The 22301-nt window shown below is 72.9% G+C and carries 18 protein-coding genes; 10 read left to right on the forward strand and 8 right to left on the reverse strand.

The genetic code is table 11. From position 1 onward, the window contains the following. Positions 1–291: 291 nt before the first annotated feature. The 3 genes from VFW79_RS11250 to VFW79_RS11260 all read right to left on the reverse strand — a co-directional run bounded on the left by VFW79_RS11250 (position 292) and on the right by VFW79_RS11260 (position 4189). Entirely contained in the window at positions 292–2004 is a 1713-nt protein-coding gene (locus VFW79_RS11250; protein ID WP_329677398.1) for an AMP-binding protein, read from the reverse strand. A gap of 98 nt (positions 2005–2102) precedes the next feature. Then, positions 2103–3530 carry a sensor histidine kinase gene (locus VFW79_RS11255; RefSeq protein WP_329677399.1) on the reverse strand — a complete coding sequence of 476 codons (1428 nt, stop codon included), beginning with the start codon at positions 3528–3530 and terminating at the stop codon, positions 2103–2105. Positions 3531–3535: 5 nt separating this feature from the next. After that, entirely contained in the window at positions 3536–4189 is a 654-nt protein-coding gene (locus VFW79_RS11260) for a response regulator transcription factor (protein ID WP_329677400.1), read from the reverse strand. Between the two features lie 94 nt (positions 4190–4283). Here VFW79_RS11260 and VFW79_RS11265 point away from each other — a divergent pair, with 94 nt between their 5' ends. The 9 genes from VFW79_RS11265 (at position 4284) to VFW79_RS11305 (ending at position 14427) form a co-directional block, all read left to right on the forward strand. After that, positions 4284–5540, forward strand: coding sequence for a hypothetical protein (locus tag VFW79_RS11265; RefSeq protein WP_329677401.1), 1257 nt, complete (start codon positions 4284–4286; stop codon positions 5538–5540). Between the two features lie 32 nt (positions 5541–5572). Next, entirely contained in the window at positions 5573–6565 is a 993-nt protein-coding gene (locus VFW79_RS11270) for an ABC transporter ATP-binding protein (protein WP_414647946.1), read from the forward strand. Further along, complete coding sequence (locus tag VFW79_RS11275; RefSeq protein WP_329677402.1) at positions 6552–7442, forward strand: ABC transporter permease; 891 nt, start codon at positions 6552–6554, stop codon at positions 7440–7442. Before VFW79_RS11270 ends, VFW79_RS11275 begins: the two co-directional genes overlap by 14 nt. 138 nt (positions 7443–7580) lie before the next feature. Further along, entirely contained in the window at positions 7581–8822 is a 1242-nt protein-coding gene (locus VFW79_RS11280) for an MFS transporter (protein ID WP_329677403.1), read from the forward strand. A gap of 88 nt (positions 8823–8910) precedes the next feature. Beyond that, positions 8911–9303 (forward strand): hypothetical protein, encoded by a 393-nt coding sequence (locus tag VFW79_RS11285; protein ID WP_329677404.1) that lies wholly within the window; start codon positions 8911–8913, stop codon positions 9301–9303. 101 nt (positions 9304–9404) lie between these two features. Further along, positions 9405–10742, forward strand: a complete 1338-nt coding sequence (locus VFW79_RS11290) for a phosphoribosyltransferase family protein (protein WP_329677405.1) — start codon at positions 9405–9407, stop codon at positions 10740–10742. After that, a complete protein-coding gene (locus VFW79_RS11295) occupies positions 10739–12061 on the forward strand; it encodes an erythromycin esterase family protein (RefSeq protein WP_329677406.1) in 1323 nt (440 codons plus the stop codon). Before VFW79_RS11290 ends, VFW79_RS11295 begins: the two co-directional genes overlap by 4 nt. Before the next feature lie 27 nt (positions 12062–12088). Continuing rightward, entirely contained in the window at positions 12089–13015 is a 927-nt protein-coding gene (locus VFW79_RS11300) for a Ppx/GppA phosphatase family protein (RefSeq protein ID WP_329677407.1), read from the forward strand. A gap of 65 nt (positions 13016–13080) precedes the next feature. After that, the gene (locus tag VFW79_RS11305) at positions 13081–14427 is read left to right on the forward strand and encodes an NYN domain-containing protein (RefSeq protein WP_329677408.1); all 1347 of its coding nucleotides are present in this window, start codon (positions 13081–13083) and stop codon (positions 14425–14427) included. A 16-nt stretch (positions 14428–14443) separates the two neighbouring features. Here the strand turns inward: VFW79_RS11305 and VFW79_RS11310 are convergent, their stop codons facing one another. From VFW79_RS11310 to VFW79_RS11325, 4 genes are read right to left on the reverse strand one after another with little or no spacing between them, the layout of a single operon-like run. Further along, a complete protein-coding gene (locus VFW79_RS11310; RefSeq protein ID WP_329677409.1) occupies positions 14444–15823 on the reverse strand; it encodes a wax ester/triacylglycerol synthase domain-containing protein in 1380 nt (459 codons plus the stop codon). A 50-nt stretch (positions 15824–15873) separates the two neighbouring features. Then, the gene (locus tag VFW79_RS11315) at positions 15874–17949 is read right to left on the reverse strand and encodes a thioredoxin domain-containing protein (protein ID WP_329677410.1); all 2076 of its coding nucleotides are present in this window, start codon (positions 17947–17949) and stop codon (positions 15874–15876) included. Positions 17950–18000: 51 nt separating this feature from the next. Beyond that, on the reverse strand, positions 18001–19125 hold the full coding sequence (rlmC, locus tag VFW79_RS11320; RefSeq protein ID WP_329677411.1) for a 23S rRNA (uracil(747)-C(5))-methyltransferase RlmC: 1125 nt from the start codon (positions 19123–19125) through the stop codon (positions 18001–18003). A 39-nt stretch (positions 19126–19164) separates the two neighbouring features. Further along, on the reverse strand, positions 19165–19602 hold the full coding sequence (locus VFW79_RS11325; protein ID WP_329677412.1) for a hypothetical protein: 438 nt from the start codon (positions 19600–19602) through the stop codon (positions 19165–19167). A gap of 136 nt (positions 19603–19738) precedes the next feature. Here VFW79_RS11325 and VFW79_RS11330 point away from each other — a divergent pair, with 136 nt between their 5' ends. Next, on the forward strand, positions 19739–20467 hold the full coding sequence (locus VFW79_RS11330; RefSeq protein WP_329677413.1) for an AIM24 family protein: 729 nt from the start codon (positions 19739–19741) through the stop codon (positions 20465–20467). A gap of 8 nt (positions 20468–20475) precedes the next feature. On the opposite strand, the gene VFW79_RS11335 is transcribed toward VFW79_RS11330, so the two are convergent. Further along, positions 20476–22275 carry an HD domain-containing phosphohydrolase gene (locus tag VFW79_RS11335; RefSeq protein WP_329677414.1) on the reverse strand — a complete coding sequence of 600 codons (1800 nt, stop codon included), beginning with the start codon at positions 22273–22275 and terminating at the stop codon, positions 20476–20478. Positions 22276–22301: the final 26 nt, after the last annotated feature.

The following is a 22301-nucleotide window of genomic DNA, read 5'->3' on the forward strand; positions in this document are numbered from 1 at the left end:
CGGAGCGGCACGAGCTCGCTCGGGCGCCGAGGAGCGGATGCTGGAGAGAACGTCACAGGCGACATGCGCCTACTGTGCACCCGTCGCGGCACCTGTCGCTCGGGCGAACACGAGGCGTCGCTGCACCCGGTAGCTGACGACGAACAGTGTCGCCTCCGTGAGCACCTTCGCGGCGAGCAGCGGCGGCCCGGTGTTCGTCAGCAGCGAGAGCAGGCCGTAGCTCGCGGCGAGCGGAGCGCACGTACGCCGCCCGCGTGCTCGCGCTGTGGCCGCCCTGCGAGCGGACCCAGCTCAGTCCTGCTCGCCACCGCCCGCGGCAGGACCGGCCTCGCGCGCGGCCCGCTCGCTGTCCGCACGGATCACGACGCGTCGGATCTTCCCGGAGATGGTCGTCGGCATCGTCTCGACGAACTCGATGACGCGCGGGTACTTGTACGGCGCCGTGCGGTGCTTGACGAAGCTCTGGATGTCCTTCTTGAGCGCGTCGGTGGGCTCGTACCCCGCCGCCAGGATGATCGTCGCCTTCACGACGGTGCCGCGGACCTCGTCGGGCGCGGCGGTGATCGCGCACTCGACCACGGCGGGGTGGGCCATGACGACGCTCTCGACCTCGAACGGGCCGACCCGGTAGCCGGACGTCTTGATCATGTCGTCCGTGCGCCCGACGTACCAGAAGTAGCCGTCCTCGTCCTTCCGGGCCAGGTCGCGGGTGTGGTACCAGCCGTCGTGCCAGACGGACCGCGTCGTGGCCGGGTCGCCGGCGTACCCCGCGAACAGCCCGATCGGCCGGGTGCCCTCGGGAACCCGGATGCAGATCTCGCCGTCCTCGCCCGGCGCGGCCTCGGTGCCGTCCTCGGTGAGCAGCCCGACGTCGTACCCGGCCGACGGCTTGCCCATCGACCCGGCCTTGGTGGCCTGCCAGTAGTTGGTGACGACGGCGAGGGTCATCTCGGTCTGTCCGTAGCCCTCCTTGAGCTCCAGGCCGGTGAGCTCCTTGAACGTCTCGAAGACCACCGGGTTCATGGCCTCGCCCGCGATCGTGCAGTGCTGGAGCGCCGAGAGGTCGTACCGGGACAGGTCGTGGGTGATGAGGAACCGGTACACCGTGGGCGCCGCGCAGAACGTCGTGACCCGGGCGTCCTGGAGGTGCTCGAGCAGGCGCACCGCGTCGAACCGGTCGAAGTCGTAGACGTCGACGCAGGTCTCCATCAGCCACTGCCCGTAGAGCTTGCCCCACACCGACTTCGCCCAGCCGGTCTCCGACAGGGTCAGGTGCAGGCCCTCGGGGTCGACGCGCTGCCAGTACTTGGCCGTCGCGATGTGCGCGATGGGGTAGGAGAAGTCGTGGACGACCATCTTCGGCTGCGCGGTCGTGCCTGACGTGAAGTAGAGCAGCATCGGGTCGTCGACCGCGGGCAGGTCTGCGGCCGCAGGGCGGACGAACGGCGCGGCGTCGGCCAGGCCCTGGTCGAAGTCCGCCCAGCCGTCCCGCGTCCCCCGGACACCTATCTTCACGAGCGTCCGGCCGAGCTCGGCCTCGGCCTGCTCGACCTCGTGGGCGACCTGCCCCTCGAGCGTGCACACGACCGCGGTGATGTCGGCCTCGGACAACCGGAACACGAGGTCGTACGCCATGAGCTGGTTCGTGGCCGGGACCACCACGGCACCGATCTTGTGCAGGCCGGTGATGGCCCACCAGAACTGGGCGTGCCGCTTGAGGATGAGCAGGACGCGGTCGCCCTTGCGCACGCCCTGGGACAGGAAGTACGACGCCGCCTGGTCGCTGAGCCGCTGGATCTCCCCGAACGTGTAGGTGCGCTGCTCGCCCTCGTCGTTGCACCACCGCAGCGCTCGACGGTCCGGCGTCAGGGCGCCGAGCCGGTCGACGACGTCGTAGCCGAAGTTGAAGCCGGGCGGGCAGCGCAGCGCGAACGACCGGGGGTTGCCGGCCTCGTCGAGGTCCTCGGTGAGGTACTGCGCGTGCAGGTCAGCCAGGTCAGCCATCGTCACTCGTCCTTCTCCGTCTGCTCGCCGCCTCGGGGCAGTCCGGGGGCCGGATGTGGACGCTACTCGCTCGTCCGCACCGAACCACAGGACTGTCGTCACGTCTCGGGCGTCACGCCTCGCGGGGCGGCGGGCACACCGTCGACGGGCACGCGGAGCGACGCGCGCAACCCGCCCAGCGCCGACTCCGTCAGAGCCACGTCACCGCCCTGCTCCCGGGCGACCTCGCGGGCGATCGCGAGCCCGAGACCGCTGCCCCCGGCGTCCCGCTCCCGCGCCTCGTCGAGCCGCACGAAGCGCTCGAACACCCGCTCGCGGTCCGGCTCGGGCACGCCGCGACCGTCGTCCTCGACGGTCACCGAGCCGTCGTCGACGGTCACCAGGACGCGGCTCGACGCGTGCCGCAGCGCGTTGTCGACGAGGTTGCGCACGACCCGTCCGACGGAGGCCGCCTCGCCGAGTGCACTGCCGGAGCCCACGACCTCGACGCCGATCCCGTCGACCGGCCGCGCGTCCGCGAGCGCGTCGTGCGCCAGGTGTCCCAGGTCGATCGCGGTGCGCACGACCGGCGCCGACCCGACGCGCGCGAGGAGCAGCAGGTCGTCCACGAGCGCCTGCATCCGCAGGACCTCGCCCTCGAGGTCCGCGGCCAGCTCGGCTGTGCTGTACGCGTCGGGGTGGGCCCGGGCGACGTCGATGCTGGCGCGCACGGCGGCCAGCGGCGACCGCAGCTCGTGCGCCGCGTCGGCCGTGAAGGTGCGCTGGCGGGCGGCGGCGCCCTCGAGCCTGTCGAGCATCTCGTTGAGCGTCCGCGCCAGCGCGCCGAGCTCGTCGTCGGCCTCCCGGACCGGGAGCGAGCCCGGACCGCCGGAGCGCGCGACCTGCGCCGCGGCCCGGCGCATCTGCTCCACCGGCAGGAGCGCTCGACCGAGCACCAGCCAGATGACCCACGCGAGCAGCGCCGTCAGCAGGGGGACGACCACGACGAGCGAGACGCTGAGGGCACCCAGGAGTCCCCGCACCTCGGCGAGCGGCACGGTCGCCACGACGGTCACCGGGGCGCCGCGGTAGGTGGTCGCGCGCACGGCGACCCGCGCTGCGTCGTCGTAGGTCGTGGTGGCCGTGGTGACCAGCACCCCGTCGCCGGCGGTCGACCGCAGCGCGGCCAGGTCGGTCGGCACGAGGACGGGCAGGGTGCGGCTCGCGTTGGGTGACGACGCGATGACCAGGCCGGACGCGTCGAGCAGCTGGGCGATCTCCCTCGGCTCGGCGACCGGCAGGGCTGCGGGCAGGCGGTCGTCGGCGGCCAGCGCGGCGATCGTCACGGCCCGGTCCCGGGCGATGCCGTCGAGGGCAGCCACCCGGCTGCGCGACAGGACTGTCGTGAGCGCGACGGCACCGACCGCGAGGGTCACGCACAGCAGCGTCGCCGTCAGCACGGTCAGCCGCAGCCGTAGCGACCAGCCGCGCCACCCCCGGATGCGCTGCGTGCCGTTCCGCGGCGTGGACCCCTCGCCCGACGGCACGCTCGTCAGCCCGCCACGCGGTAGCCGGCGCCGCGGACGGTCGTGACCGCATCCCGGCCGAGCTTGCGCCGCAGGTAGCCGACGTAGACCTCCACCACGTTGAGGTCCTCCCCCGATCCGTCCCAGACGTGGTCGCGGAGCTCGACCTTGCCGACGACCCGGTCGCTGTGGCGCATGAGGTACTCGAGGAGCGCGAGCTCCCGGGTCGTGAGGTCCACGGGCGAGCCCGCCTGCGTGACCGTCCGGGTGGCGGGGTCGAGCACGATGTCGCCCGCGGTCAGCACCGCGGGGCGGGCGCCGGCCGGCCGCCGCACGAGGGCCCGCAGCCGCGCGACGAGGACGACGAACGAGAACGGCTTGGTCAGGTAGTCGTCGGCGCCGACATCGAGACCGTCGGCGACGTCGTGCTCGCCGTCCTTCGCGCTGAGCAGGAGAACGGGCGTCCAGATGCCGCGCTCGCGCAGCGCTGCGACGACGTCGTACCCGTTGCGGCGCGGCAGCATGATGTCCAGGACGATCGCGTCGTACTCGGTGTCCGTCGCGAGCAGGAGCCCGCTCTCGCCGTCGTGGGCGACGTCGACCGCGAAGCCCTCGGCCGCCAGCCCCCGCTCGAGGGCGCGGGTCAGCCCCCGCTCGTCGTCGACCACCAAGACCCGCACGCCTGCAGCATCCCACTGCGGACCGCCGGGGTGGCGTCGGCGGGCGGCCACGGCTCTCAGCGTGCTCTCAGGGGCCCTGTCGCACAGTGGTCTCATGACCGAGACAGCCACACCTCGTCGAACCTTCAGCCTGCGTTCCCGGTGGAGCGTCCCCGTCGCCGTCGCGGCGCTCGTCGCAGGAGCGTTCATCGCGCCGCCGCTGATCGCGTCGGCGGGTGACCACGGGCTCCCGCCCGTGACCCCGGAGGCGCTGCTCGCGCAGGTCGCGGCCGCACAGCCGACGGCCCTGTCCGGCACGGTCGTCTACACGGCCCGGCTCGGTCTGCCCGAGATCCCCTTCGCATCGGCCGGCGGAGCGGACCCGATCGTCCTGCTCGGCGGCAGCTCGACGATGCGGGTCTGGTCGGACGGCGCGGAGAAGTCACGGGTCGCTCTGCTCGGCGCGACGTCGGAGTACTCGGTCGTGCGGGACGGCGCCCAGGCGTGGACGTACTCGAGCGCCGACGACGCCGTCGTCCACTACGCGCTCAGCGCCGCCGACGCGGCCCGCTACGACAAGCTCTCGGGCGACCTGCGCGCCACGACCGAGTCCCCGACCGCGGGCGCCCTCCCCACGCCGGAGGACGCCGCGCGCGCAGCCCTCGCGCACGCCGACAAGACCTCGGTCGTGACCCTCGACGCGCAGACGACCGTCGCCGGACGCGACGCGTACCAGCTCGTCGTGACACCGCGGAGCGAGAACACGCTGGTCGCGAAGATCGTCGTGGCCATCGACGCCGTGACCTCGACCCCCCTGCGCGTGCAGGCGTGGAGCACGCAGGACACGAAGGCGCCCGCCCTCGAGCTCGGCTTCACGGACGTGCGGTTCGCGACGCCCGACGCCGCCGTGCTGGCCTTCTCGGCCCCGGCCGGCGCCACGGTCAAGGACGTCGTCGTGCCGTTGCCCGACGAGTCCGCGATGGCCGGTACCGCTGCCAAGCCGACCCCGGGGGCGCTCCCCGACGGGGTCTCCGTCACCGGCACCGGCTGGGCGACCGTCGTCACGCTGGCCCATGTGGACGTCGCATCGCTCGTCGCGGGCGACCCGGCGGCCCTCACCGGCGCGCTCGGGACGAAACCCACGATCGGCTCGGAGAGCGCGCAGGGGCTCATCCAGGAGTTCGGTCCCAGCGACGGCAAGGGGCCCGGTGACAAGTTCAAGCTCGACACGTCAGCCCTGTACCAGCAGCTCACGACGCAGGTCCCCGAGGGGCGCCTGCTCAGCTCGGCGCTCCTGAGCGTGCTTGTCACCACCGACGGCCGGGTGCTCGTCGGCGCAGTTCCGGCCGAGACGCTGCGCGGGATGGCGTGACCTCGACGCTGCCGGACGCCATGCTGGCTGGTGTGGCTCCCGACGACACGACGACGGACGACGACGACCTGACCGCCGACGAGGCGTCGGCGTTCGCCGTGCGGAGCCACGGCCTCACCAAGCGGTTCGGCTCGGGGCAGGTCGCCGTCGACGGGATCGGACTGCAGGTGCTGCGGGGCTCCGTGTACGGCTTCATCGGACCGAACGGTTCGGGCAAGACGACGACGATCCGGATGCTGCTCGGGCTCGTCCGCCCGACGGCGGGCCGCTCCTGGCTGCTCGGCCAACCGATGCCGCAGGCGGGTGGATCGGTGCTGCCGAGGGTCGGGGTCCTCGTCGAGGGGCCGGCTTTCCAGCCGTACCTCAGCGGTCGCGCCAACCTGGCGCGCCTCGACGCGTGCGACGCGACAGCCGACCCGCGCACGTCCCGCCGCCGCTGCGACGACGCCCTCGAACGCGTCGGGCTGGCTGCGGCCGCGACCAAGCGGTACCGGCAGTACTCCCTCGGCATGAAGCAACGCCTCGGCCTGGCGGCTGCGCTGCTGCGACCGCGCGAGCTGCTCGTGCTGGACGAGCCGACCAACGGGCTCGACCCGCAGGGGACCCGCGAGGTGCGGGTCCTGATCCGCGAGCTGGCCGACGCCGGGACGACGGTCCTGGTCTCCTCGCACCTGCTCAGCGAGATCGAGCAGGTGTGCTCGCACATCGGGATCATGGGACGCGGCCGGCTCCTGCTCCAGGGCGACCGCAGCGTCCTGACCGCGCGCGGCGCTGCGCACCTCGTCGTGACGACCACGCTCGGGCACGTGACCACCGCGGCCGAGGTGCTCGCCGCCGCGCAGATCACCGAGGTGAGCGTGGACGGCATGACGCTCACCGGTCTGCTCGCGGACGTCGCCCCGGAGCGCGTCGCGGCGGCGCTCGTCCATGCCGGTGTCGACCTGCTCGGCCTCGAGGTCCGCCGACCGAGCCTCGAGCAGCTCTTCGTCGCACTCACCGGGGAGGGCTTTGATGTCGCGCGCTGAGGATGTCGCCGCGGGCGTCGTGCCGACAGCGACCCCTGCCGATGCGAGCCCGCGACGGGGGGCGTGGGGGCGGCTGCTGCGCAGCGAGCTCCGGCTCGTCTTCGGGCGGCGCCGCAACATCGCCCTGCTCGTGGGCCTGTCCGCTGTCCCGCTGCTGCTCGGCACGGTCCTGTTCATCACGCAGGACACGGCGCTCGGCGGTCAGGGACCCGGCTTCATCGGGAAGGTGACCGGCAACGGGCTCTTCCTCGTGGTCGCGGCCCTGTTCATGTGCCTGCCGTTCCTCCTGCCGCTCACGACCGGGATCGCGTCCGGTGATGCGATCGCGGGCGAGGCGCAGGCCGGGACGCTCCGGTACCTGCTGGCCGTGCCTGTCTCGCGCACCCGGCTCCTCGCGGTCAAGGCGCTGGCTGCCGGCATGTTCGTGGCCGCGGCGGTCATGGCGATCGCCGTCATGGCGCTCGTCGTCGGCGGGGTGTACTTCGGCCTGCGGGACGTCACGCTGCTCTCCGGCTCGACCGTCCCGATGGGCGACGGCATGCTGCGGATGGCCGGCGTCGCCGTCTACGTCGCGTTGTCCCTGACGGGTCTGGTCGCCGTGGGGCTCTTCCTGTCGACCCTCACCGAGGTCCCCGTCGGCGCGATGGCCGCGACGGTCGTCGTCGCGATCGTCTCCGCGGTGCTCGACACGCTCCCCCAGCTCGCCGCGATCCACCCCGCCCTGCTGACGCACCACTGGCTGGACTTCGCCGAGTTCCTGCGGATCCAGGTCGACTGGGGCGTGCTCGGTCGCGGGTTGGGCGTCCAGGCCGCGTGGGTCGCGATCTTCGGGGCTCTCGCGTGGAGCCGGTTCACCACGGCCGACGTCACGTCCTGACGTCGGAACGCGTCGCGACACAGAATTCCGCTGGGACGAGCCGCTTCCGGTGCGGACAATGGCCGTGTGACCAGTGGACCGCTCGACGACACGACGGTGCGGCCGGTCTCGCCCGGCACTGAGCCGAGCAGCTCGAGCGTGAGGGTCGACAGGCCCTCGTGGCGGCGCGACGCTGCGCTCTTCCTCACGAGTCAGACGGTCTCCCTGTTCGGCTCGATGCTCGTGCAGTACGCGATCATGTGGCACCTGACCCTGCAGACGAAGTCGGGTTCGGTGATGGCCCTCGCAGCCGTCTTCGGGTTCCTCCCGCAGGCTGTCGTGTCGGTCTTCGGCGGGGTGTGGGCCGACCGGATGAACCGCAAGGTCTTGATCATCGGCGCCGATGCCATGATCGCGACGGCCACGCTGGCCCTCGCGCTGCTCATGCTCGGCGGGGCCGACGCGCTGTGGCTCATCTACGCGGCGCTGGTGATCCGGTCGGTGGGCGCCGGCGTCCAGATGCCGGCGGTCGGTGCGCTCCTTCCGCAGATCGTGCCCGCCGACAAGCTCATGCGGGTCAACGGCATCAACGGCACGATCCAGTCCGCCATGATGCTCGTCGCACCGGCGGCGGCTGCGGCCGTCTACGCGAGCTCCTCGATCGTCGCGGTCTTCTTCGTCGACGTCGTCACGGCGGTGATCGGTATCGGGTTGCTCAGCGCGCTCGCCGTCCCGCGGCTCGTGCGCCCCGAGCTCACGGGTGACGCGGGCGTCGGGTACCTCGACGACCTGCTCGGTGGCGTGCGCTACGCCGCGTCGCACACGTTCGTGCGGTGGCTGCTCGCGCTCTACGCGGTGGTGTTCGTGCTCATCGTCGCGCCTTCGTACCTGACACCTCTGATGATCGTGCGGACCTTCGGCCCCGAGGTCTGGAAGCTCACCGTCAACGAGGTCGCCTTCAGCGTCGGCATGGTCCTCGGGGGCGCGCTGCTCGCGACCTGGGGCGGGCTGAAGAACCGCGTCACGATGATCGTCGCGTCGACGCTGGTGTTCGGCGCGCTCTCGGTCGGCCTCGGGCTCTCGACGCACCTCGTCGTCTTCTTCGGCTTCATGTTCCTCGTCGGCCTGGCCGTGCCGTTCTTCTCGACGACATCGATGACGGTGCTGCAGGAGACGGTCGAGCCCGAGATGCAGGGCCGGGTGTTCGGGTTCGTCGGCATCGTCATGGCCCTCGCCATGCCGGTGGGAATGGCCGTCTTCGGCCCGCTCGCCGACCGGTTCACGGTCGAGTCGGTGCTGGTCACCTCGGGCGTGGTCACGTTCCTCGTGGTCGGCGGCGCCGTCGGCCTGCCGCCGGGGCGCCGTGCGATGCATGCCGCCCGCTCGCACGCACCTGCGTGAACCTCCGCGGCCCGGGTCGGGAGCGGCCGGGGCGTGCCGGGCTGTTGTTCTCTGGCGCGGCAGGCCCGGACGGCGGAAGACTCGATCGATGGACGTCGTGCTGCGCATCGTGGTCGGTCTGCTGCTCCTCGCGCACGGTCTCGTGCACCTCCTCTACTTCGTGACCTCCCCGGACGACCCGAAGTTCCCGTTCACGATCACAAGCTCCTGGCTCGTGCCGGAGCCCGCGCGACGTCCGGTGGCAACCGTCCTCGTCGCCGTGACGATCGTCGCGTTCGCCCTGCTCGGGCTCACCGTCTGGGGGGTGCCAGGGCTGCTGGCGATCTGGCCGTTGCTCGCGGTCGTCGGGTCGGTGGCCTCGCTCGCGGTGCTGATCGCGTTCTGGGACGCCCAGCTGCTCCTCGGGGTCGCGATCGACGTCGCGGCGATCGTCATCGCGGTCGCGCGTCCTGGGTGGACGTCCTGGATCAGCGGACGCTGACGGGCGCTGCCTGATCGGCTCCCTGTCCATGCCCGGCTGCGGCTGCGGCCGCGGGCTTCGAGGAGCATGGTGGAGCTGTAGGTGAGGGAAAGGTCACTGCCATGATCGTCTTCGCCGATCGTTTCGACGCCGGCCGACAGCTGGCGAAGAGGCTGCAGCACCTGCGGGGTCAGGACGCGGTCGTCCTGGGTCTGCCGCGAGGCGGCGTCCCCGTGGCCTTCGAGGTGGCGCAGGCGCTCGACCTGCCGCTCGACGTCATCGTGGTCCGCAAGCTCGGGGTCCCGTACCAGCCGGAGCTGGCCATGGGGGCCATTGGTGAGGGTGGCGCGCGCGTCCTCGACTCGCGGGTGCTCGCGGCGACCCGGGTCACCGCCGAGGAGCTGGCCACGATCGAGAGTCGCGAGCGGGCCGAGCTCGAGGCCCGCGTCGTCCGGCTGCGACGAGGTCGAGACCCGGTCGACCTGGCCGGGCGCATCGCGGTCATCGTCGACGACGGCATCGCGACCGGCTCGACGGCGCGGGCCGCCTGCGCGGTAGCGCGCCACCTCGGCGCCGCCCGCGTCGTCGTGGCCGTACCGGTCGCACCGGTCGAGGCCGTCCGGGGTCTGCCCGAGGCCGACGAGCTCGTGTGCGTCTCGACGCCGCCGGGGTTCATGGCGGTCGGGTACCACTACCGCGACTTCTCCCCCACGAGCGACGAGGAGGTCATCGTCCTGCTCGACACCGCGGGGCGACGCCTCCAGGGCGTGCCGACCGCCGACGACGCCCCGGACTGTGACGTCGACGTCTCGATCCCCGTCGGCACCATCTCCCTCGAGGGTCATCTGCACCTGCCCGAGCCCGTGACCGGCGTCGTGGTGTTCGCCCACGGGAGCGGCAGCAGCCGCCACAGCCCGCGCAACAGGTTCGTCGCCTCGGTGCTGCAGCGCGCCGGTCTCGGCACCCTGCTCCTCGACCTGCTCAGCCCCGAGGAGGAGCTGGCCCGCGCCAACGTCTTCGACATCGAGCTGCTCGCGCAACGGCTGACCGCAGCGACCAGCTGGCTCGGTGCCCGGCCGGACAGCACGTCCGCACGCGTCGGCTACTTCGGCGCGAGCACGGGAGCCGGCGCGGCGCTGTGGGCTGCGGCCGAGCCTGGCTCCCAGGTCGCGGCGGTCGTGTCACGCGGCGGTCGCCCGGACCTCGCCGGCCCACGCCTCGCGGACGTCCGGGCGCCGACCCTGCTCATCGTCGGCGGCGCGGACGAGATGGTGCTCGAGCTCAACCGGCGGGCCCAGGCCCGGCTGCGCTGCCCGAGCGAGCTGGCCGTCGTCGAGGGCGCGACACACCTGTTCGAGGAACCCGGCACGCTCGCGGAGGCGGCCCTCCTCGCGCGCGACTGGTTCACCCGTCACCTGCTGCCTGCCAAGCCGGCGCGCGCCGCGGGAGCGACCCCATGAGCCCCTCGCGACACGGCATGAGCGGCGCCGACGCGGCAGCACAGGTGCGGTCGCTGGCTCGGCCTCTGCGGAGCGTCGCCGATCTCGACCCCCTCGTCGACCAGGTGGGCGCGGCCCGGTTCGTGTGCCTCGGGGAGGCGTCGCACGGCACGCACGAGTTCTACCGCTGGCGGGCCCTGCTCAGCCGTCGCCTCATCGCCGAACGCGGGTTCACCTGGATCGGGGTCGAGGGCGACTGGCCCGACTGCTGGCGGATCAACCGGTGGGTGCGGGGCCTCGACGAGCAGGACCTCGATGTCGACGGGCTCCTGGCTCGCTTCGCCCGGTGGCCGACGTGGATGTGGGCGAACCGGGACGTCGCCGAGTTCCTCGACTGGCTGCACCGGAGGAACCTCGCGCTGCCCCCGGCTGAGCGGGTCGGCTTCTACGGCCTCGACGTGTACTCGCTGTGGGACTCGCTGCGCGAGATCATCGCGTGGCTCGAAGCGAACGCCCCGGACGCCGTGCCGACCGCGCACCGCGCGTGGCAGTGCTTCACGCCGTACCGCGAGGACCCGCACGAGTACGCCTGGAGCACCCGGCTGGTGCCGCTGTCTTGCGAACCGGACGTCGTCGCCCTGCTCGCCGAGGTGCGCGGCCGGATGGGCGCGCGGGCCCAGGACGACGAAGGTGCGTTCGACACCGCACAGAACGCCGAGGTCGCCGCCGACGCCGAGCACTACTACCGGATCATGGTGCGCGGCGACCGTGAGTCGTGGAACGTCCGCGACCGCCACATGGCTGCCACGATCGACCGCATCTCCGAGCACCTCGGGCCGCGGTCGAAGGGTCTGGTCTGGGAGCACAACACCCACGTCGGCGACGCGCGGGCCACCGACATGGCCCGCGGCGGGCTCGTCAACGTCGGCCAGCTCGTGCGCGAGCGGCACGATGACGACGGTGTCGCGCTCGTCGGGTTCGCGTCGCACCGTGGGTCGGTGCTCGCCGCCGCGGCGTGGGGCTCGCCGGAGCGGTCGATGCTGGTGCCCGAGGCGCGGGCCGGCAGCCACGAGGACCTGCTCCATCAGGCACTGGGTCGCCCCGCGGTCCTGCCGTTCGGCGCGGACCGGTCGGGCCCGTGGCTCTCGGCCTGGCTGGGACACCGCGCGATCGGCGTCGTCTACCAGCCCGCGCGCGAGGCGGGGAACTACGTGCCGACCCGGATGGGCGAGCGGTATGACGCGCTGATCTGGTTCGAGCAGACCAGCGCCCTCGCGCCGCTCCACCACGAGGCCCGTCCCGTCGAGCCCGAGCTCGAGACCGAGCCGAGCGGCTTCTAGGCACCCGCCCGGCACTACGGTGGCCCCATGCGGCTCGGGGTGCTGGACGTCGGCTCGAACACGGTCAACCTGCTGGTCGTGGACGCCCATCGCGGCGCCCGGCCGGTTCCGCAGTCGTCGCACAAGTCGGTCCTGCGGCTCATGCGGTACCTCGAGCCGTCCGGGCAGATCAGCCCCGAGGGTGTTCGCGCGGTCGTCGACGCGGTGGGTGCTGGCGCCAAGCAGGCGGCCGACGCGGGTATCGACGAGATGCTCGCGTTCGCCACGTCGGCACTCCGCGAGGCGCCGAACGGTCCCGCGGTGCTCGACCTGGTCGCAGCCGAGACCGGCGTGCAGCTCCAGGTCCTCACGGGTGAGGACGAAGCCCGGATCACCTTCCTCGCCGTGCGCCGCTGGTACGGGTGGTCCGCCGGGGACATGCTGCTCTTCGACATCGGAGGCGGCTCGCTCGAGATCGCCGCGGGCGGCAGCGAGAACCCCGACGTGGCGGTCTCCCTGCCGCTGGGCGCCGGGCGCACGACGATCGGGTTCCTGCCCGACGACCCGCCGACCGCCCAGCAGACGGCAGCGCTGCGCGAGCATGCGGCGGGGCTGCTCACCACGACGGCGCGGCTCTTCGCCGACCGACCCAAGCCCGCACACGTCGTCGGGTCGTCGAAGACCGTGCGTTCGCTGGCCCGCCTGGCCGGTTCGCTCGCCGACGGGGTCGGTCCGCAGGACCGCCTCCTGCTGCGCAGGTCGGCGCTCGACGACTGGGTGCCCCGGCTGGCCAAGATCCCGGCCGACTCCCGGCCGGCGCTCCCCGGGATCACCGTGGACCGGACGTTCCAGATCGTGGCCGGCGGGATCGTGCTGTCCGAGACGATGCGTGCCTTCAAGGTCGCCGAGCTGGAGGTCTCCCCCTGGGCGCTGCGCGAGGGGCTGATCCTGCTGTACCTGGACCGCCTGGGCTGAACCCGTCGGCATCGGCCGGCGAGCCCGTGTTCGCCTCGACGCGGCTGGGCGAGGAAGATGCGCTCGTGACCACCATCGACACCACCGAGCCCGTCCGCCGCCTGCGGTGCGCCCTGTTCGTCGACTTCGACAACGTCTACATCGGGCTGCGGCGCCTCGACCCGGCCGCCGCCGAGGCGTTCGCGGAGTCCCCGGGGCACTGGCTCACGGCGCTCGAGACGGGCAGCGACGTCGACGGGGAGTTCTCGCGGCGGTTCCTCGTACGCGCCTGCTACCTCAACCCCTCGGTCTTCTCGCAGTTCCGGCCGAACTTCACGCGTGCGGGCTTCAGCGTCGTCGACTGCCCCTCGCTGACACAGCAGGGCAAGAGCAGCGCCGACATCAACCTCGTCCTGGACGCCGTGGACGCCCTCGCGGCGGAGACCAGGTACGACGAGTTCGTCATCCTCTCCGCGGACGCCGACTTCACGCCCCTGGCGATCCGGTGCCGCGCGGCCGACCGCCGGGTCACGATCATCACGGCAAGCCCCGCAGCGAGCGCCTACCGCGCGGTGGCGGACACCGTCGTCACGGCCGACGAGCTCGCGGAGCTCGTCAAGAACCCCGAGGCCCTCGTGCTCGGCGAGCCCGTCGTGCTCGTCGGGCCCGTCGCTGTGGACCTGCCGGAGGAGACGGAGGAGACCGACGAGCCCGTCGCGGCCGCGACGGGACGCCGGCGCACCGCGAGCCGGCAGTCGGGGCCCGCGCAGACCACGAGGGTGTCCACCACGCCTCCGACGACGACGCCGGCGCGCAGGGCCGTGCTCCGCCTCGTGAGCGCAGCGGACCGACCTCTCACGGGCGGGGTCGTCGCCCAAGCCGCCCAGAAGGCTGACCCGTCCGTGCTCACGTCCGCCTGGCACGGCGCGGGCAGCTTCTTCCCGTGGCTCGCCCAGGTGGTTCCCGAGCTCGGTGCCGCGTCGCGCCCGGCCCCCGGGTTCGTGTGGGACCCCCAGCGGTTCAGTGAAGCCGACCTGCCGACGGCGGGCGGCGTCAACCTGCCTCCGCTGCAGCGCCAGGTGGTCGACGTCACGGACATCCCCAACCTGCCGACCGACCGGTACCGGGTCCTGCTCACCGCCCTGGCCGACGACGCCGGCTCGAACCCGTTCGACCGGGCGGAGACCGCCCGGCGGGTGCGGGACGCCTGCCAGGCGGCGGGCCAGGCCATCGGTCGAGCGTCGGTGAACAACGTGATCTCGGGGGTGCTGTACTCCGGGCTCGACCTGACGACGAAGCCCAGCGCGAAGAAGCTGGCCGAGACGTGGGCGGACAACGTCGTGGGGCTGTGCCGCGGTGGCCGCATGGACCTCAGCCCGCAGGACGTCGCGGCGATCCGCGCGTGGGTCGGCGGCGGTCTGCTCGAGGGCTGAGGCCGGGCGCCGCCCGCTACGCGTCCGCGACTGCCCGGAGCTCACCCGCGACGGCCTCGGCAACCGCATCCGACTCGGGCACCACGTCGGGGTCCACGATGACGCTGACCGTGAGCCGCCCCGCGTAGGACAGCGCCGCGAACGCGACCCCGACGTTGCCGGCGGTGATGGTGACCGGGATGATGCGCAGCACCCGCGCACCGGCGAAGGTCAGCGGAGCGGTGGGCCCGGGCATGTTGGTGAGGAACGAGTTGACCAGGCGTTGCCGGTCGACGAACCACCGGAAGAGACGGGCTGCGGCCAGGAGTCGGAACACCGGCCCGACAAGGGCCGCAGACGCCCCGCGTGCCTGCGTCTTCTGCGCGCGCGTCAGCTCCGCGACGCGTGCCAGCCGCGCCGGCACTGATCCGTGCACGGGTGCCCGGACCGGCATCACCCCGACCTGGTTGCCCAGGTCGTGGCTCGTCGTCGAGGCACGGGCCGAGACGGGTACGGAGACGACGAGCTCCGTGACCTCCTCACCGCGACCGCGCAGGGTACGGGCCATCGCTCCGGTCACAGCCACGAGCAGGACGTCGTTGACGGTCGCGCCGTAGCGTCGACCCGCGGCGCGGACCGGGGCGAGGTCGACCTCCACGGTCGCGACCCGCCGGCGCGGACCGGTCGACGCGTTGAGCGAGCAGCGGGGCGCGCGCCGACCGCCGCCGCGACCCAGCTCGACGCGACCGCGATGGATCCGCGCCACGGCACGCAGTGCTCCGCGCAGCATGCTCCACCGCTCAGCAGCGCTGTCGGCAAGCAGGTCCCCGGCACGCGGAGCCGGGCGCGCGGCCCGCACGCGCCCGGAGGCCTGGGGCGCAGACGACACCGACGCGTCGCCATCCACCAGACGAGCGAGCACCGCGAGACCGCCGATCCCGTCGGCGAGCACGTGGTGCAGCACCACGACGAGACCGATCTGCTCGTCAGCGAGCCCGGTGACGACAACAGCCCGCCACAGCGCGCGCGAACGCGGCAGGGGACGCGTGACCGCGTCGACCGCGGCCGACAGCAGCGCGCTCTCGTCGCCCGGGCTCGCGCAGCGCACTGTCGAGACGTGCGCCTCGATGTCGAAGTCCGCGTCGTCGACCCAGTACGGCCGGCCCAGTCCCCACGGTGGCGTCACAAGACGTTGGCGCAGGCGAGCGACTCCGCCGATCCGCTGCGCGAGCACCGCCGCCACGTCGGCGCCGGAGCCCTCGGCGAGGAGCAGCACCGCCCCGACGTTCATCGGCACAGGTCCGACGTCGGTCGCCAGCTCCACCAGGTCGCCCGGACTGATCCGCTGGATCGCGCCGCGATCGGCCCGAGGAGGGCGCCCTGCGACCTCGGGGGTCCGCGGGCGAGCAGTCGGCATGTCGACGATGGTAGGCGCGCAGCCTCCGGGCTCGTGGGCGAGCCGGTGGGTCAGGGTGCAAGGAGTGCGGCGAGCTCGTCGGGGTCCGTCGTCGGGCGGTCGCACACGAAGCCGCGGCACACGTACGCCGTCGGGCGCCCGTCGACCAACGGGCGGTCCTGCAGGAGGCCGACGCGAGCCGAGCGGTCGGATGCCACGGCGGGGCCCGTCGCGAGAACCGCGCCCGGGGCCGTCGTGAGCACCGCGACCCGGCGCAGCGCGTCGGTCCCCACATCGCCTGCCGGCCCGACGACGGCGACCTCGCGCGGGCCGTCGAGCACGGCCTCGGCGACGGCGAGCGCCCAGCCCGCCGCCCGCGGGTACCGCTCGGCCAGCGCGAGGGGTTCGACGAGGACCCGCTCGGCGGCCTCCCGGTGGCGGTGCGAGCCGGTGAGCGCTGCGAAGGTGAGAAGCGCCCCGGCCGCAGCTGCCTGCCCGGACGGCGTCGGACCGTCCGCGGGGTCGTGCGGCCGCCGGATCCGTGCCAGCACCGGGTCCGTCTCGTCGTCCGCCGTGTCGAAGCAGCCGCCCGCACCGTCGCCGAACCGTCCGAGCACCTCCTCCAGGAGCTCACCTGCGTGCTCGACCCATCGCGGGTCTCCCGTCGCCCGGTAGAGCGCGAGGGCTCCTTCGGCGACGTCGGCGTAGTCCTCGAGCACCCCGGGCGCGCTGCCGACGACCCCGTCTCGCGACGTGCGCGCGAGGCGGAGCACCGGGCCGTCCCGACGCGCGTGGACGTCGAGCAGCAGGTCAGCGGCCCCGGCTGCGGCGCCGATCCAGTCGGGCCGCCCGAACAGGTCGCCGGCGTCGGCCAGCGCTGCGACGGCGAGCCCGTTCCATGCCGCGACGACCTTGTCGTCCCGCGCGGGCCGCGGACGCGACGCGCGGGCCTCGAACAGCCGCGTCCGGACCGATGCGTAGCGACCGGCCTCCTCGGGCGGCGGGTCGGCACGCAGCTGCAGCACGGACGCCCCCTGCTCGAACGTCCCCAGCTCGGTGACGCCCCACACCGCGGCCGCCCAGGCCCCGTCGTCGGGCCCCAGGACCTCGACCAGCTCGCGCGGCGTCCACACCGAGAAGGCCCCCTCCCGCGAGCCGCCGTCAGGTCCCGGGGAGTCGGCATCGAGGGCCGACGCGAACCCACCCTCGTCCGTGCGCAGCTCGCGCAGCAGCCATCCGGCCGTCTCCTCGACGACCCGGTGCGCGAGCGGTGACCCGGTCGCCCGCCACCAGTGCGCGTACACGCGCAGGAGCAGCGCGTTGTCGTAGAGCATCTTCTCGAAGTGCGGGACGACCCACGCGGCGTCCACGGAGTACCGCGCGAAACCACCCCCGAGCTGGTCGTACATCCCGCCGCGGGCCATCGCGTCGAGCGTTCCGGCCGCCATCGCCCTGGCCAGCGGTGCACCGGGTCTCGTGGGGTCGACGCCGTGGCGGAGCAGCCACTCGAGGAGCATGGACGGCGGGAACTTCGGCGCTCCGCCGAACCCGCCCCGCGCTGCGTCGAACGTGCCGGCGAGGACCTCGAGCGCTCGGGCCGGGGCGGACGGGGCGTTCGGCCCGGCTCCGGGCAGCGCACCCCCGGGCTCGTGACCGACGAGCGCCTCGCGGATCGCCGCCGCGCTCACGTCGACGTCGGTGCGTCGTGTGGTCCACGCGTCGTGCATCGCGCTCAGCACCTGCCCGAACGACGGCATGCCGTGGAGCGGTCGCGGCGGGAAGTAGGTGCCGCACGAGAACGGGTCGCCGTCGGGCGTGGCGAAGACAGTCATGGGCCATCCCCCGCTGCCGGTCATCGCCTGCGTCGCCTCCATGTACACGGCGTCGACGTCGGGTCGCTCCTCGCGGTCCACCTTGACCGCGACGAAGTGCTCGTTGAGGTAGGCCGCCGTGCCGGGGTCCTCGAACGACTCGTGGGCCATGACATGGCACCAGTGGCACGCGGCGTACCCGATCGAGATCAGCAGGGGGACGTCGCGACGCCGGGCCTCAGCGAACGCCTCGTCGCCCCACTCGAACCAGTCGACGGGGTTCTGCGCGTGCTGCTGGAGATAGGGGCTGGTGGCGGAGGCCAGACGGTTCGGCATGACATCCACCCTCGCTCACCGGTCACCGTCGGGCGACCGGACACCGAGGCGCTAGACCCGCTCGAGCAGCGTCAGCACCTCGAAGTGCGAGGTCTGCGGGAACATGTCGAACAGCCGCGCGCGGCGCGGGGTCAGCGACGGCATCGCGGCGAGGTCGCGGGCGAGGGACCCCGCATGGCAGCTCGAGTAGACGACCCGCTGCACCGACGACGACTCGAGCCAGCGGCACAGCTCGTCACTCAGCCCGCGTCGTGGCGGGTTGACGATGACGAGCTCGGGAGCCTCGGGCGCCCCGAGCGCGAACGCGGTGGCGTCGCCCGCCTGGAACCCGACTCGTGACAGACCGGCCTGTCGCGCGCTCAGCTCGGCGCTCGCGACCGCCTCCTGGCTGGTCTCGATGCCGATCACCTCGCGTGCAGTGCCCCCGCAGTGCAGAGCGAACCCGCCGACGCCGCAGTACAGGTCCCAGATCGACGCGGGCGCCTGCTCGGACACCCACTCCTGAGCCTGGCGGTAGAGCGCTGCGGCGACCTCGGTGTTCGTCTGGAAGAAGCTCTGCGGCCGCAGGTACATGTCGATGCCGTTGACCCGCATGCGCAGGGTCTCCTGGTCGGTGAGGACGATCTCGCGCTCCCCCTCGACGACCGCGGCGTGCTCGGGGAGCAGGTTGACCGAGACGACCCTCAGCTGGGGCAGGGCGCTCATCAACCCCGGCAGGTGCTTGCGGATCCGGGCGACGGGCTCCTGGGAGCGCAGCACGAGACGCAGCATGAGCTCACCGTCCGGCGACTCGGTGACCAGCACGTTCTTGAGCTCGCCGGTCCGCCGGGGGATGTCGTACGGGGTCAGGCCGGCCAGCGTGACGAACTCGGCGAGCAGGGGAAAGCACGCGTGGATGCCCGGTGTGTACAGGCCGCAGTCACGCAGGTCGACGCCGCGGGCCTCGGCGTCGAGAATGCCCAGGGTCGGTTGCCCGACGGTCCCACCCACGACCATCTTCGCCTTGTTCCGGAATCCCGACTCCCGGCTCCCGAACGGTGCGATCCACCGCAGGTCTGGTCGTGCTCCGAGCGCATTCTCGGCCTGCGCCTGCTTCGCGGTGAGCTGTGCGCCGTAGGGCTTCTCGATCAACGTGCACGAGTGGCACCGCTCGGCGGCGAAGTACGAGCAGTGCATGGGCGCGAGTCTAGGTGACCGCCGAAACGCCCCGACCGGTCAGCCGTCGCCGCTTCCGTCCCTGGTCATCCAGGACGGTGGCGGCGGGGGTGGTGGTGGTGGGGTCACGGGGGCAGCGACCGGCGGCTGGCTCTGGGGGGCGACGCTGCCGGGCGGCGGAGGTGCGGGGTATCCGGGTTGCCCGCCCGGCCCGGCCATCCCCGGCGCGGGCGGCGGTGCGGTGTGCAGGGCGAACGAACGGATCGACCCGCGCGACTCGAGGTCCTGCAGCGCGGACATCACCCGCGTCCGGTCCTCGGGAGCACCCGGCCGCCCCGTCGCGTCGAGGTAGGTGAGGACGCCGAGGTCACGGAAGTACCTCTCGGCGTCGCCTCCACCCGGGGCACCGGACCCGCCCAGGCCCGAGCTCGCCAGGGCGGTGTCAGCCTTCGCCGCGAGATCGCTCGCCGCTGCCTTGGCCTTGTCCAGGAAGCCCATGACTCCTCCTTCACGCTGTCCTGCGCGGGACTGCTCTTCTCCGGAAAGCCTACGCATGCCCATGCCCTCTCGCTAAGGTTTCGACAGGTCCCGGCCCGGGGCTATCGGCACGACCTGTGCGAGGAGACAGCCCGTCATGACCATCCACGGATCGCTCTTTCACGACTTCCAGGAGAATGCCTCGCAGGACCCGTTCTCGCTCCAGGGCAAGAAGCTCCTGAAGATCCAGATGGGTTACGGCCCGGTCTGGGCCAAGACGGGTTCGATGGTGGCCTACCAGGGCGACGTGCACTTCGAGAACAAGGGCGCCGGCGGGCTCGGCAAGATGCTCAAGTCGGCGGTCACCGGCGAGGGCGTCGACATGATGCAGTGCACCGGGCAGGGCGAGCTGTTCGTCGCGGACAATGCCGCGGAGGTGCAGATCCTCTACCTGGAGAACGACGCGCTGTCCATCAACGGCAACAACGTCCTGGCCTTCTCGTCGTCGATCGAGTGGGACATCCACCGCGTCCAGGCGCGCGGTGCCGCGATGGCGGGAGGCCTGTACAACGTGGCGCTGCGAGGCACGGGATACGTCGCCATCACGACCGAGGGCGAGCCGGTTGCCCTTGACGTCGCGAGTGCGCCGACGTTCGGCGATGCCCAGGCCGTCGTCCTGTGGACCGCGGGCGTGACCATGGACATCCGGGTCGACACCGGCGGTCTGCGGTCGATGGTGCGTGGCGGCAGCGGCGAGACCTTCCAGATGGCGTTCGGCGGACAGGGCTACGTCCTCGTCCAGCCGAGCGAGACGGTCATCCGCGGCGGGACCCAGGCCAGCAGCGGCAGCCGGAGCGGCGGGCTCGGCGGGCTCCTGGGCGGCTGACCCACGGGTCAGAACGTGCAGTCGCTCACGCGCGCGTCGTTGAGCGTGGCGGGGCCTAGGCTCGCCCCCACGAAGCTCGAGCTGCTCACTGTCGCATCCGTGAAGATCGCCCCGGTCAGCAGACCCTGATCGAACGACGTGGCCGTGATGGTGGCGCCGTTGAGCTTGGTGCCGGTGAGCTTGGCACCGCTCAGGTCGAGCATCGTGAGCGTCGCCCCCGTCAGGTCAGCCGCCACGAGGTTCGCGCCGGCGAAGTCACCCGTCAGGGTGCGACCCGCCAGGTCGCATCCGGACAGGTCGGCGCCCGCGAGGGCCATGTCACCGGCCTGGGCCCTCGCACACGGTGTCGCGACCGGGACGGCGGTCGACGCGGCAGTGGGCGGCGGCGCGGCCGGTCCGGTCGGCGACGGACCGACGGTCGGCGACGGCGCGACATCAGCGGGCGGCAGGGATCCAGGCGGCGGCACCGCGCCGGCCGGTGGCGGGTCCCTGGGGGGCAGGAAGTCTCCGCGCGACGGGGTCGATCCGGGCGTCGGTGCGCCTGCCGGAGGCGGCACCACGCCGGCCGTCGACGTCGGGCTGGGCCGCGAGGCGGGCGGCGACGGCTCGGCCGACGGGGCCACCACGACCCCCGCCGCACTGTCGGCGGATCCGCCGGTGGGCGCGGCGTCCGCCGGGACGCCGGTCATCGCGAGCACGGCGCCGACGATCCCGGCGAACCCGACAGCCGCGACCGTCGTGACAGCGGTCGTCGCACCCGAGGCCACCGAGGCCAGGTTCGACAGCGGCGTCGACCCGAGCCCGGGCAGCGCAGACAGGACCGACGCCGGACCGGCGACCACCCTGAGCCGGCCGAGCCCGATCGCAAGGAAGGCGCGCACCACCTCCGGGTCGAACTGCTGGCCCGAGCACCGCGCGAGCTCCTCCCGAGCGGCCGACGCGGTCAACGGCTTCTTGTAGGCCCGAGCGGACGTGATCGCGTCGTACGCATCGGCGACGGCGACGATCCGAGCTCCGCGACTGATCGACGGACCGGCGAGCCCGCGCGGGTACCCGTTCCCGTCCCAGCGCTCGTGGTGCTGGCCGATGGCGTCGGCCCACTCGCCGAGCCACGCGCCCAACGGCCTGGTGAGCTCCATGCCCTCCGCGGGGTGCGTCGCGAGGACGGCCCACTCGTCGTCGGTGGGGAGCCCGGCCTTGTTGAGGAGCGCGGCGTCGAGGCGGAGCTTGCCGACGTCGTGCAGCAGGGCGGCCCAGCTCAGCTTGGCGGAGTCCCGCGCGGACAGCCCGAGCTCTCGGGCGATGAGGGCCGCGTAGGCCTGGACGCGCTCGGAGTGCCCGCGGGTGCTGTCGTCGTGCTCCGTGATGTTCGCCACCAGGTCGAGGAGCAGCGCAGCGTGCTGATGCTCACCGTCGAGGTCCTGGTCACGACGGCGTCTCGCCTCGACGCGCCGGTGGAGCACCTGCGGAGAGTAGCGACGTCGCGCGACCGCGAACCTCGTCGGGGCACGGTCGGGAAAGTAGGCCGTGAGCCGCAGCAGGGCGCTCAGCGGCAGGAGGCGCCTGCACGCCCGACCCGCGACCACGAGCAGCACCGTCGACGCCGCGACCTCCACGGCGAGCCACAACCAGATGTTCATGCCCAGGCGCGCGGCCGACGCCCAGCGGACGGCCGCCAGTCCGAAGACGATCGCACCGAGCGGTGGCAGGGCGACGACCAGCACCCGGACGCACACCGCGAGCACTGGGTGCGGCTTCCACTGGCCGAGGGCGGTGTCGTCATAGTTCTGGGTTGGACCTGACGACATACCGCCCTATCGGCTGATCGCGAGCC

Source organism: Cellulomonas sp., assembly GCF_036279715.1.
In the GTDB taxonomy this organism is placed as follows: domain Bacteria; phylum Actinomycetota; class Actinomycetes; order Actinomycetales; family Cellulomonadaceae; genus Cellulomonas_A.

Bases quoted from the DNA above. Each gene is read 5' to 3' on its own strand.
- VFW79_RS11250 (WP_329677398.1), bottom strand. From the start codon at position 2,004: ATGGCTGACCTGGCTGACCTGCACGCGCAGTACCTCACCGAGGACCTC.
- VFW79_RS11265 (WP_329677401.1), top strand. From the start codon at position 4,284: ATGACCGAGACAGCCACACCTCGTCGAACCTTCAGCCTGCGTTCCCGG.
- VFW79_RS11275 (WP_329677402.1), top strand. From the start codon at position 6,552: ATGTCGCGCGCTGAGGATGTCGCCGCGGGCGTCGTGCCGACAGCGACC.
- VFW79_RS11285 (WP_329677404.1), top strand. From the start codon at position 8,911: ATGGACGTCGTGCTGCGCATCGTGGTCGGTCTGCTGCTCCTCGCGCAC.
- VFW79_RS11290 (WP_329677405.1), top strand. From the start codon at position 9,405: ATGATCGTCTTCGCCGATCGTTTCGACGCCGGCCGACAGCTGGCGAAG.
- VFW79_RS11295 (WP_329677406.1), top strand. From the start codon at position 10,739: ATGAGCCCCTCGCGACACGGCATGAGCGGCGCCGACGCGGCAGCACAG.
- VFW79_RS11300 (WP_329677407.1), top strand. From the start codon at position 12,089: ATGCGGCTCGGGGTGCTGGACGTCGGCTCGAACACGGTCAACCTGCTG.
- VFW79_RS11310 (WP_329677409.1), bottom strand. From the start codon at position 15,823: ATGCCGACTGCTCGCCCGCGGACCCCCGAGGTCGCAGGGCGCCCTCCT.
- VFW79_RS11315 (WP_329677410.1), bottom strand. From the start codon at position 17,949: ATGCCGAACCGTCTGGCCTCCGCCACCAGCCCCTATCTCCAGCAGCAC.
- rlmC (WP_329677411.1), bottom strand. From the start codon at position 19,125: ATGCACTGCTCGTACTTCGCCGCCGAGCGGTGCCACTCGTGCACGTTG.
- VFW79_RS11325 (WP_329677412.1), bottom strand. From the start codon at position 19,602: ATGGGCTTCCTGGACAAGGCCAAGGCAGCGGCGAGCGATCTCGCGGCG.
- VFW79_RS11330 (WP_329677413.1), top strand. From the start codon at position 19,739: ATGACCATCCACGGATCGCTCTTTCACGACTTCCAGGAGAATGCCTCG.
- VFW79_RS11335 (WP_329677414.1), bottom strand. From the start codon at position 22,275: ATGTCGTCAGGTCCAACCCAGAACTATGACGACACCGCCCTCGGCCAG.